This window comes from Haploplasma modicum ATCC 29102, from assembly GCF_000687835.1.
GTDB classification, from domain to species: domain Bacteria; phylum Bacillota_I; class Bacilli_A; order Acholeplasmatales; family Acholeplasmataceae; genus Haploplasma; species Haploplasma modicum.
Map to the genome: position 1 here is coordinate 98,439 of NZ_JHYB01000003.1, position 11,993 is coordinate 110,431.

Consider the following 11,993-nt stretch of genomic DNA (forward strand, 5'->3'; position numbering starts at 1 on the left):
GAGTAAAAGTCTATTTTTATTTGAATTATCAAATATTTTTTTTATCGTAAGTACAAATATCAACGAGTGGACATTCTTTACAATTAGGTTTTGCTGCCTTACAATGGTATCTTCCAAAAAATATTAATTGATGATGTAGTTTAGTCCAAGTGCTTTTATCAAACTTCTTCATTAGTTTGTTTTCAACTTCGATTAAACTATCTGATTCTTCTGCAAGACCTAATCTTTTAGATACACGGTTAACATGTGTATCAACAGCAATTTGCGGGATATCAAAGGCAATGCTTAATACTACGTTTGCTGTTTTTCTTCCAACTCCCGGTAAGCTTTCTAAAGATTCTCTATTACCCGGAACTATACCGTTAAAATTATTAACTAGCATTTTTGATAACCCAATAATATTTTTGGCCTTGTTTCGGTATAGACCAATACTATTAATTAAATTTTCAACATCAGATATACTTGCCTCTGCAAGTTTTTCAGGTGTTGGATACTTTTTGAATAATTCTTTTGTTACAATGTTTACTTGAACATCCGTGGTCTGTGCACTTAAAACAACAGCAACTAATAATTCAAAATCATTTTCATGATCTAATTCTCCTTTGGCATCAGGAAACATGATGTTTAATTGTTCTAAGATAAATTTTTCTTTTTTATTCATCTTTATAACTTTTTAAATACTCTATCTAATAAATCATTTGTACTTTGATCTATTTCTCGTTCTTCATAGTCAATATTTAATAACTTTTCAATATAGTTTATTGTTGTTTTGCCATTTATAGAGTTAATTGTCTTAATAATTTTATCATGGCTATAATTATATGTATCATACCATAATCTTATTCTATCTAATTCCTGACTTCTTAGTAGTCTTTCAAGTCTAGATTCAATTAACTCAATTGTTTTACTAATATTGTTTGAATTTTTTTCGCTATTTTCTAATTCTATTTCATCTCTTAGTAAAGATGTAATTTTAGCAAAAGTTTTATCTACTAAAATGATCTCTCTTGAGACTTTATTATTTGTTTCAAGTACAATTTCTATAAAATCTTTTTCAATTAATGAATTAATTGTTTGTGCAACTTCATCTTGGTTATAATCTGTTTTTCTACTAATACTTCCTATTGAAAAAGTAACTTTTTTACTATTATAAGAAAATATTGTTAGGAGAATATTCAATTCAGAACTTGAAAGTTTTAATTTTTTAGCCTCTTTAATTAATATTTTTTCAATATTAAAACCATAATTTTCATAAAGTTTTTGTAATATCATAATTCCCCCTCTTAAGTGCGTCTTTAGCTGCCTCTTGTTCGGCTTCTTTTTTTGTTTTTCCATAACCTGTTCCAAGAACAATTTCTCTATCAAGTAAAACTATTGCTTCAAAGTTTTTATTGTGTGAAGGCCCTGATTCCTTAATTATTTGATAAGAGATGTTTCTGACATCGCTATGTGCTAGTTCTTGTAGTGTTGATTTATAATCTTTAATTGTAAAAGATTCTTCAAGATTAGGAATTATTATTTTGTTAAATAATCTTTGACTTTGATTTAAGCCTAAATCTAAGTAAACAGCAGCAAATAATGCCTCAAAAGCATCAGCTATTAAAGCATTACTAGCACCTTTTAGTTGTTCACCATGACCAAGTCTTATGTAGTCTTTTAAATTAATTTTATTACTATAAATAAGTAGTGCTTCTTCACGAACTGCTTGAGCTCTTTTTACAGTCATTTTACCTTCGGATAAATCTGTCTTTTCAAATAAGTACTTACTCATTAAAAGTTCTAATACTGCATCGCCTAGAAATTCAAGTCTCTCATTACTTTCTACACCATTTTCATTAGCATATGATGAATGCGTTAATGCTTTTAAATATAAATTAATATCTCTTGGTTTAATGCCAAGATTTTCTAATAATTCTTCCAAAAAATCACGCTTCCTTGTTTAATATTTGATCAACTATTTTAATTACGTCTTTTTCAACCATATCTTTCGCTTGTCTGATTGCATTAAAGAATGCATAGCTGTTTGATGAACCATGTGCCTTGATTAATGTATGATTTAAGCCGATTACTAATGCACCACCAATTTCTGATGCATCAAGCGATTTTTTGAAATTCTTAAGGGCTTTTTTCATAAATAAATAACCAATTTTACTTCTTAATGATGATTTAATTTCACGCTCTAAAACCATTCCTAATCCTTTTGCAGTTCCTTCCATTGTTTTCATAACAATGTTTCCTGTAAATCCATCAGTAATTAAAACATCAGCTGGTGTAACAAAAACTTCTTTTGTCTCTAAGTTACCAAAGAAATTAATATTATCATTAGCCTTTAATAAATTATATGCTTCACGATCAAGTTCTCTACCTTTTCCTTCTTCATCACCAATATTTATTAAAGCAACTGTAGGATTTGGTCGATTTAAAACTTCCTTGGCAACAATTTGTGCATAGATTGCTAGATCTACTAAATGTTCGGCTTTTAAGTCAACATTCGCTCCTGAATCAAGTAGTATTCTACCTTTTCCATCAAACGAAGGGATGATTGGTGCAATTGCTGCTCTTCGCATTTTATTCATTTTTTTTAAAATTAATTGGCCACCAACAACAACAGCTTGTGTTGGTCCTGCCGTTACAATTGCAGATGCATTACCATCTGCTACATATTGCATTGCTTTAAACATTGAATGTTCTTTATTATTACGGTATTCAAAAACTGGATCTTTTACTCCCATAGGTAAAAAATGTTCTGTATGTACTATTTTTAATCTATCATGATTAATCAAAAATGGCTTCATTTTGTTTTCATCACCAAATAAAGTAATTTCAACGTCACTAAATTTTTTAAGTGCTTCAATTGTTGCTTTTACAATTGGTTCTGGAGCGAAATCTCCACCCATTCCATCAACAGCTATTTTTATCATTTCTACATATCTCCTTACATTTTTATCATTTTTATTATATCACATTATTTGGTAAACTCTTTTTTCATGTTATTAATTATTTCGAAATCTTTAAAGAAATCTAAGTATTTAAAGGAGATATTACCTGACTGCTCAGTTCCTAAAAACATTCCTGGACCTCTTAATTTTAAGTCGTGTTCACTAAGGATAAAACCATCAGATACTTTTTCAATAATAGATAGTCTTTCTACATCATCATTAGTACTAACTAAAAGACATAAGTTATCTAAATTGTTTCTTCCAACTCTTCCTCTTAATTGATGAATTTGGCTTAGCCCAAAAAAGTCTGCTGAAAATATCACAATTAAGGTAGCAAGTTCAATATCAATTCCTACTTCAATCATTGTTGTTGAGATTAGTATTCCTGCATCCTTATTAATAAAGTCATTAATAATAGTATTTTGATCTTTCTTAGCAACCTTGCTACTTAATTTATAGATGTTTGTGTTTTTAATTTTATCGTTAATTAATTCATACACATTTTCTACATTATACTTAGCATGGGTTGATGAGATTGCTGGGACCACAACAATTGTTTTTTCTTTTTTAACTATTCTATCCCTTAATTTTTCAAAAACATATTCTAAATTATCATCTTTAATATTTTTAGTAATAATCTCTTTTCTTCCACCAGGCTTTTCTTTAATTAAAGAAATTTTAGATTCACCAAAAAGTGAAATGGCAAGAGTTCGAGGTATCGGTGTTGCAGTTAAATATAAGACGTCAGTTAAGCCTTTATCTAATAAATTTTTCCTAATTTCAACACCAAATTTATGTTGTTCATCAATTATCGCAAGACCTAAATCCATAAATCTAACATTATCAACAATTAGTGCATGTGTTCCCACAATAAAATCAATTAATCCTTCACTTAAATCACTTTTTATTTTATCTTTGTTTTTAGTATCACTAGTTAGTAATTCAACTCTAGCCCTACCTTTAAGCAACTTTATAATGCTATTATAATGCTGTTTTGCTAGTAATTCGGTAGGTGCCATTAGAGCAACTTGTTTTTTTGCAGTAATCATTCCATATGCTCCAAGTATTGCAACAATCGTTTTACCCGATCCAACATCACCTTGGATTAATCTATAAGATATTTCCTCTTTTTTAAAGTCTTGAAATATTTCGTTTACTGCATTTTTTTGATCAACTGTTAATTCAAAGTCTATTTCATCAATTAATGATTTGACTAAAGTTAAGTCATATTTTATAATATTTCTTTTTTCAACAACGTTAATTTTACTTGTAAATTCTTTTTGAAAATAATATGCTTCTTCATATTTCATACGATTTATTGCACTAGATAATTCCTTTTTATTACTTGGCTTATGAAGTTTTTTAATTGCTTCAATTCTACTAAGTAGGTTGTATTTATTTAAAATAAATACTGGCATATTTTCATAGATTTCAACAAGATTATTTGAAAAAATATTATCAACTATTTTAGTAATAGTTTTATCATATATCCCTTCTATTTTGTAAATTGGTAATATATTATTAAAGTTATTATCTCTAACTATTTTAGAAATAATAATCGTATTATTTTTAGATGTATATTTTCCTGTTAAGTATACTTTGTCATTTTCTTTATACTCTTTAAGTAAATATGACTGATTAAATGCTATTGCTTTTAATATTTTATTTTTAAATAAAACTTCAAAATTGATATATGATATTTTATTTGTCTTAAACTCATTAAGTGGTGAGCATATTTCTCCAAGTATAGTTATACTTGTATTGTTATTGCTAAAATTTAGTTCTTCAACTTCATCAAAGATGCTATAAGTTTTAGGAAAATTTAATACCATTGAATAAGTGTTAAAAATTTTATTATCTCTAAGAACTTTTAAATTTTTAGGCCCAATTCCACTTACTTTATCTATACTATGAATCAATTATGTCACCTCCATAATTTTTAAAAGGAGCAAAAGCTCCTTTAATTAAGTTTAATATTTAAGTTTATCTAAATTAATATAACCAACACCGATTGCTTTTGGCCCCGTATGTGCGCCAACAACTGGAGTTAGGTATGATGAAATTACTTTTCTATCTGGATAATGTTTATTTATTTCTTCAGTTATGAACATGACTGCCTCATCATTATGAGCATGAGAAATAAATGTTAATACATTTTTATCTTTTGTTTCTTCCAAGTATAAATCAATAATTCTTTTTAATGCTTTAGGTGTTGTCTTGATTTTCTCAACAGTCTCAACTGCACCATTTTTATCAAATGATAAAACTGGTTTAATCTTTAATAGAGTACCTAAAGTTCCTTGTAGCTTTGTTAATCTACCATTTTTAACAAGATATTTTAATGTATCAACTGCAAAATACCATTTGTTATTATCTCTAATTAAATCTAGTTGTGTAACAACCTCATCCATGTTGTGTCCAAGATCAAATAATCTATATGCTTCAAGCGCCATAAATGCTTCTGCATATGCGATTGTCTTCGAATCATAAACTGTAATCTTTAATTTTTCAAAGTTTTTTGCTTGTAGTCTAAGTGCTTCATATAGACCACTAAGTGGCTTAGCAATCGTTACAATTAATGCTTCTTCATATCCTTTTTTTTCTAATTCTTCAAACACTTCATTCATTTTACCGATTGATACATAACTTGTCTTTGGAACATCGTTAGCATCTTTATCGATTCTTTCATAAAATGTTTTAGCATCCATTTCTACAAAATCGTCATAAGTTTCATCTGTACCAAAATGAATTACTGATCTTAGTATAGTAATATCTTTTGGATAATCAAGATAGTCTAGTCCGGCATTACTACATACTAATACAGCTGTTTTTTTCTTCATTTTCTCATCTTCCTTTTATTTGTTTTTAAGTGAATCTCTAATTTCTCTTAATAGTAATATTTCTTCACTTGGTTCAACTATTACTTCTTCTTTTACTTCTTCAACTTCCTCTACTGGAGCAAGTTCAGCTTCAACTTTTTTAGCAAAATCTTTTCTTCTAATAACTAATGTAAGAATAAAATAAATTGAAAATGCTATAATTAAAAATTCAAGCATAAACATTATAAAGTTACCATATCTAATTGCAACTTCGGCAGTTCCTGTAATAATATCTGCATCTTTTAATACTACTTTTAAATCTTTAAAATCTACTCCACCGATTAATAGCCCAATAGGTGGCATAATAATATCATTAACTAACGATGTAACAATTTTACCAAATGCACCACCAATGATAACCCCAACTGCTAAATCTACTACATTCCCTTTTGAAATGAAGTCTTTGAAGCCTGAAAAAAACTTTTTACGTGCTACTTCTACCTTTTTAATACTTTTATTTTTCTTCATTATATCCCTCCGTATATTAATTACTTATATTTTAACATTTTTTTTGACTTTTGTCTTTTATTTATGATAAGGATGATTATTTAATATTTGATAAGCCCTATAAACTTGTTCAGCTAGAAGAAGTTGCATCAACTGGTGTGGAAAGGTGAAATCAGAAAACGATAGTTTATAGTTTGATCTCTCACTTACACTACTACTTAGTCCAAACGATCCACCAATGACAAATACTAAGTCCCCTTTTAAGTCATCTTCCGTTTTAGAGATTAATTTTGCTAGGTCTTCACTGGATATTTTTTTCCCTTTAATTTCTAGCGTGATAACAAAATCAGTAGGTTTAATATTCCTTAGAATATTTTCACCTTCTTTTTCCATCCCTTGGATTGTTGGCTCGTCTTTTAAAACAATAATTTCGGTTTTTCTTGGTATTTGTTTCAGATAAAAATCTATTAAACTTGATAACTCTTTTTTTCTAACTTTACCAACTGTTATAATCTTAATCATATTTTTACTACCTTACTTGTTGTTTGTGAAGTAAATAAAACATCAACCTTTGTTGGATCTTTTATGATTCTTACTATAGACTTTTCTATTAAGTGAAGATTATTACAATCTTCTGAAATATGAGCAACTGCCCATACTGCTTTTTTATCATTAGGTATAAATTTATCAATTAAATATGAAGCCTCATGATTAGATAAATGTCCTTTTTCACTAATTATTCTTTGTTTTAAGTAATAAGGTCTACTTGAATCCATCAATAAAGATGGCTCATGATTTGCTTCTAACAAATAAAAGTCTGCATTACTTAATAAATCAAAATATGATTCATCGATATATCCAGTATCGGTCGCGATAACAACTTTTTTGTTATTACTTGAAATAACAAAACCAAGTGGTTCTTTCGCATCATGCGATAATCCGTATGTTTCAAATTTAAAATTTAAAATTTCATATGTATTATCACTTTTAAGTATTACATAATTAATTAATAATTCCTTTGTTTTTGCATCTAGACTCTCATATGTTCCAAGAGACAAGTATACCGTTACATCAACATGATATTTTAAAAACACTTGTAATCCTTTAATGTGATCACTATGTTCATGTGTAATAAACAAGTGTTTTATACTTTTAATATCAACCATATTTTCTTTTAGTTTACTTTTTAATACTTGATAACTAATACCAATATCTATTAGTATGTTTGAATTATTACTCTTTATATTCATAGCATTGCCTTTTGAGCCACTTGCTAATATTATTATTTCCATTTATACCACCTTTTTTATTTTAACATTTATTTGATAACAATTAAAGTATTTGTAATTAAAAGATATGATATTAACAATAATTAGGCTAATAGAATATTATTAAAAATCAACTATTTAAAAAATATTCAATTTTAAACCAATATTACCAAAATTAGTTGTAAAAACGCTTTTTTTATGTTATATTTATATATGCTTGTAGAAATTTATAAAGGAGTGAAATTTAACTATGATCCAAGTAAAGCATATTAAAAAAGTTACTAGTTTTCTTTTAATTTTAGTTACTGCATTTTTGTTAGTAGCTTGTTCTAAAAAAGAAAATGTGCCTTACGGTGATATAAAAGGTGACGATTATTTAACTGTAGGAGATGTGAAAATCACAGATAGGGATGTATATGATACATTACGTAGACAAGGGGCATCCGTATTACCAAAAATGGTTGAAGAAAAATTATTCGAAGGTTATTTAAATAACGCCAAAGAATTATTAAAAGCAACTAACGTAGTAGAGGGTTCAAAGGAAGAATGGGCTCAAAAGGAATTTGATAATATTGTTAAAAAAGCAATATTCCAAACAGATGATGTTGAAAGCATTGAAAAAATGCCAGAATTAAATCGTAAGACATTAATCAATAAGTATGTTGATTCATTATATAAAACTGACTTTAATATAGACAGAACAACTTTAGTTCAAGAAATTCAAGCATTTGTTGCAGATACTTTAGCAGATGAAGATTACGCTAAAGGTTTCTATACAAATGATACATTACTTAAATTATATGTAATTGAAATTCAAAAGTTAATTTATGCAAAAGAACAATTAGATAAAAATGTTATTGACGAAGAATCAGACGACTTTGTAAAAGATACAAGTGTTATTTCACATTTTAAAAATAATGTTAAAAAACAATTTGATACAAATGTTTTCTACTTCCACTTCATCTCAACAAATGAAGCAAACGCTGCATTTACATTATTAAACTTAAAAAATAATAGTCGTGGACACTGGTTTGAAATTCCAGATATTAGACTTGTTGCAATATATGATGAATTTAAGGATAACGAAGAACATCAAATTTGGGAAGTTTTAGAAAAAACAAAACTAACTACTAAATTTGAACAAACTTCAGACTTAGATGCAACAAAAACAAAAATTAATGAAGAAGATTACAAGAAATTCTATGATGCATATGGTCCATCAGAAACAAACTCACAAAAGTTACCAGTTGTTAGTGTATTACAAAAATTCATTGAATTACATAATATTGTAAATACAAAAAAACTAGTTCAAGTTGCTGATGATGTTGATTTAATTAATTTAGAATTAAAATATACAAATGGTGTTGTTTACGAAACAGAAAAATCATATGATGATTTAACAAAATTAAATACAACATTTAGAAACTATATCTATGATACATTAACAGAAGAAAAACCATATTCAACATTAAGAACTGTTGGTGAACACCGTTACTTAGCTTTCAAATTAGATAAAAACTATTATGAACTTAACTATGTAAGTGAAGAAAAAGATGAAGATGATAATGAAAAATGGGTAACAATTGATGAATTAAAAGAACTTCTAGAAAAACAAAAAGAAGATTTGGAAGATAATACAAAAGAACCTAAGTTATTAAATGACTTAAGAACAATCGAAGGTGTTGTAAATTCAGCTGGTGAAGTTAACTGGGATGTATTAGATACAAAGATGAAAGAAAATATCAAATCATGGACAGAGGAAGTTATTTCTAAAAAACTTACTACTTCTTATGCTTCTACAAAAGTTTCAAACTTATTAAAAGATGCTAAAGTTGAAATCTATGATAATGTTATTAGATCATTCTATAATCAATCAACAGACAATAAAGCAAAAGGTAAAGCAAAAAATGGTAATGATTTACTAAAATTAACTGTTAAATTAAATGATGAAAATGTAACAGTTGAAATTACAGTTAATGATTTATACAAAAAACTAGAACAAAATGATGGTTTAGAAGTTGCAATTGACTTAGCTTTAAATGAAATTTTATTAGATGAATATAATAAGAAAAATGGTTTATTTAAAGATGATGAAATTAGTTTAAAAGATTTCAAAAAAGAATATAAAGAATTAATCAACAACTTCTCAAATGACCAATTTGCACAAGCTGGATATCCTGCTTCAATTGGTAGAGAAACATTCTTATTACTATTATTTGGTACAAAAAACGTTGATGAAGCAATTGAACAAGGTTACTTATTACCAAAATTAAGAGAATTATTCAGTGAAAAAACTGAAGTTACTCTACCTGGTGTAGATGTAAATTCACAATTAGCAAAATTTGCTGCACTACAACATGAAAAATTCATTGGATTCCAAGTAAGTCACTTATTAGTTTACTTTGATCCAAGTGGAACAGGTAGTCCAGTTGATCCAAAAGAATATTTCGAAGATTTAGAACAAGTTGAAATTGATGAAATCAAACAAGCAATCGTTGATATGTATGCATTAGTTATTGATGAATTAGGAAATCCTGGTTTAACAACAAGCAAGTTAAAAGCTATTGCTCAAGAATTCCAAGAATCAGCACGTATTGATTTAGGAAATAATGCTAAAACAACATGGCAAACATTCCGTAAATACGGATTAAACTTGAAATTTGAAGACTTAGGTAGTGAACTTACAAATACTTCAAACTTACCAACAAACTCATCAACTTTAGATAAAGTATTCTACAACCGTGCTATTGAATTATTCAATATAATTAAAGCAGATAAAGATTCAGATGATGAAGATTTAGTTGATGGTGGTCTACCATTCTTAGACTTCGGTGGAAGTTTAAATATCATTCACCAAGATGATCAAAATGTTGCAGATTATTTAAATGAAGACGGAATTATGTCATCATTTGGTTTCCATTTCATTATGGTTACTTCTGTATCAGAAAAATTATCAGCTGTTTACAAAGAATCAGATGACTATAACGAAGACTACACATTTGAAATTGATGGAACAAAATATAATCCATACAATGAAGATAGTGAAACAATTACTAAATCACAAGTTGATTACTACTTAAAAGGTAAAAAACTAGATGATCCAGCAACATTACCTTCAAAAGTATTACAAGCATTTACAAAATACTTTGATCCAATTTACAAACTATATCAAGGAAATAGTATGAATCAAGCTATTATGTATAACTATATTAGCAATCAAGGTCTAAACTTACACGGTAAAGAAGCAAGATTTAAATCACTACAAGAAATTAATCAAACAGAATTCCATAACTACTTATTAGGAAATGATAGTAACTATGACGAGTTATATGCAACATGGTTTGAATCATTCAAGTTAGATATTAAATAATATGAATTAAGAAGAACTTCGGTTCTTCTTTTTTTATTAATAAAATAAAAAAAAACTAGAACTTAATCTAGTTTATAATGATTGAAGGCATAGCCAAAAATCTTTAAATATTATACATAAAATCTAACAATGTAAAACTATGAGAACTAAAAGCATTAAAACCTAAATCCTAAAACTATGAGAACTAAAGCATTAAATCTTTAAATCTTAAAACTAAAACTTAAATCTAAGCTATGCCTTCTACCCATAGTATATAATAAGATATTAATAATTGCAATACCTTTAATTAAAAAAATAAAAGTGGAATAAAATCCACTTTTACTATGTTTGTTATTTATCTGCAGCTTCTGCTAATTTTAAGAATGAATCAGCTACTAATGAAGCACCACCTACTAATGCACCATCAATATCTGACATGCTTAATAGATCTTTAATATTATCTGGTTTTACTGATCCACCATATAAAATTCTAATTTTATCTGCTGTTTCTAAATCATATAATTTTTCTAATACTTTACGAACTGCAATGATTGTTTCATTTGCTTGCTCTTTAGTTGCAGTTTTACCTGTTCCAATAGCCCAAACTGGTTCATAAGCAACAACTGTATTTAAAGCATCTTCTTTACTAATGTCTTTATATGCTAACTCAACTTGTTTACCAACAACTTTATTTGTTGTTCCTTTTTCTCTTACTTCTAGTTCTTCACCAACACAAACGATTGGAACTAAACCTTCAGCAATAGCTTTTTTAGTTTTTAAGTTAACTGTTTCATCTGTTTCATTATAATATGCTCTTCTTTCACTATGTCCTAATACTACATAGCTTACACCGATGTTTTTAAGCATTTCAGCTGATACTTCACCTGTATATGCTCCTTCATCTAAATAATGCATATTTTGTGCACCTATTCTTAAATTATCACCTTGTCTTTTTACGAGGTCTCTTAAATAAATTGCTGATGCGCAAATAACAGTTTCAACATTTGATGATTCAGGTAATTTATCGTTTACTTGATAGATAAATTCTAACGCTTCATCACGATTTTTGTACATTTTCCAGTTTCCTGCAATAATTGGTATTCTTTTCATT

11 protein-coding genes are annotated in these 11,993 nt (G+C 27.6%); 1 reads left to right on the top strand and 10 read right to left on the bottom strand.

The genetic code is table 11. The features are described from left to right. Positions 1-28 precede the first annotated feature (28 nt). Genes nth through T352_RS0103055 form a run of 9 tightly spaced genes read right to left on the bottom strand, consistent with a single transcriptional unit; the run spans position 29 to position 7,557 of the window. Positions 29-661 carry an endonuclease III gene (gene nth, locus T352_RS0103015; RefSeq protein WP_162151146.1) on the bottom strand — a complete coding sequence of 211 codons (633 nt, stop codon included), beginning with the start codon at positions 659-661 and terminating at the stop codon, positions 29-31. A 2-nt stretch (positions 662-663) separates the two neighbouring features. Then, positions 664-1,272 (bottom strand): DnaD domain protein, encoded by a 609-nt coding sequence (locus T352_RS0103020; RefSeq protein WP_026391709.1) that lies wholly within the window; start codon positions 1,270-1,272, stop codon positions 664-666. Next, positions 1,250-1,921: a ribonuclease III gene (gene rnc, locus T352_RS0103025; protein WP_162151147.1), complete on the bottom strand. Its 672-nt coding sequence runs from the start codon at positions 1,919-1,921 to the stop codon at positions 1,250-1,252. Before rnc ends, T352_RS0103020 begins: the two co-directional genes overlap by 23 nt. 4 nt (positions 1,922-1,925) lie before the next feature. Further along, on the bottom strand, positions 1,926-2,921 hold the full coding sequence (gene plsX, locus T352_RS06340; RefSeq protein WP_162151148.1) for a phosphate acyltransferase PlsX: 996 nt from the start codon (positions 2,919-2,921) through the stop codon (positions 1,926-1,928). 44 nt (positions 2,922-2,965) lie between these two features. Then, the gene (locus tag T352_RS0103035; RefSeq protein WP_051615791.1) at positions 2,966-4,858 is read right to left on the bottom strand and encodes a DEAD/DEAH box helicase; all 1,893 of its coding nucleotides are present in this window, start codon (positions 4,856-4,858) and stop codon (positions 2,966-2,968) included. Between the two features lie 51 nt (positions 4,859-4,909). Continuing rightward, positions 4,910-5,779: a DegV family protein gene (locus T352_RS0103040; protein WP_026391712.1), complete on the bottom strand. Its 870-nt coding sequence runs from the start codon at positions 5,777-5,779 to the stop codon at positions 4,910-4,912. Positions 5,780-5,794: 15 nt separating this feature from the next. Further along, positions 5,795-6,286 carry a large-conductance mechanosensitive channel protein MscL gene (gene mscL, locus T352_RS0103045; RefSeq protein ID WP_035345070.1) on the bottom strand — a complete coding sequence of 164 codons (492 nt, stop codon included), beginning with the start codon at positions 6,284-6,286 and terminating at the stop codon, positions 5,795-5,797. Between the two features lie 57 nt (positions 6,287-6,343). Further along, entirely contained in the window at positions 6,344-6,787 is a 444-nt protein-coding gene (locus T352_RS0103050; protein WP_026391714.1) for a 23S rRNA (pseudouridine(1915)-N(3))-methyltransferase RlmH, read from the bottom strand. Continuing rightward, entirely contained in the window at positions 6,784-7,557 is a 774-nt protein-coding gene (locus T352_RS0103055) for an MBL fold metallo-hydrolase (protein ID WP_162151149.1), read from the bottom strand. The genes T352_RS0103050 and T352_RS0103055 overlap by 4 nt, the downstream gene beginning before the upstream one ends. A gap of 226 nt (positions 7,558-7,783) precedes the next feature. Between T352_RS0103055 and T352_RS0103060 the strand changes: the two genes are divergently transcribed. After that, the gene (locus tag T352_RS0103060) at positions 7,784-10,903 is read left to right on the top strand and encodes a hypothetical protein (RefSeq protein WP_026391716.1); all 3,120 of its coding nucleotides are present in this window, start codon (positions 7,784-7,786) and stop codon (positions 10,901-10,903) included. Between the two features lie 330 nt (positions 10,904-11,233). On the opposite strand, the gene tpiA is transcribed toward T352_RS0103060, so the two are convergent. After that, on the bottom strand, positions 11,234-11,992 hold the full coding sequence (gene tpiA, locus T352_RS0103065) for a triose-phosphate isomerase (protein ID WP_026391717.1): 759 nt from the start codon (positions 11,990-11,992) through the stop codon (positions 11,234-11,236). Between the last annotated feature and the right edge of the window lies 1 nt (position 11,993).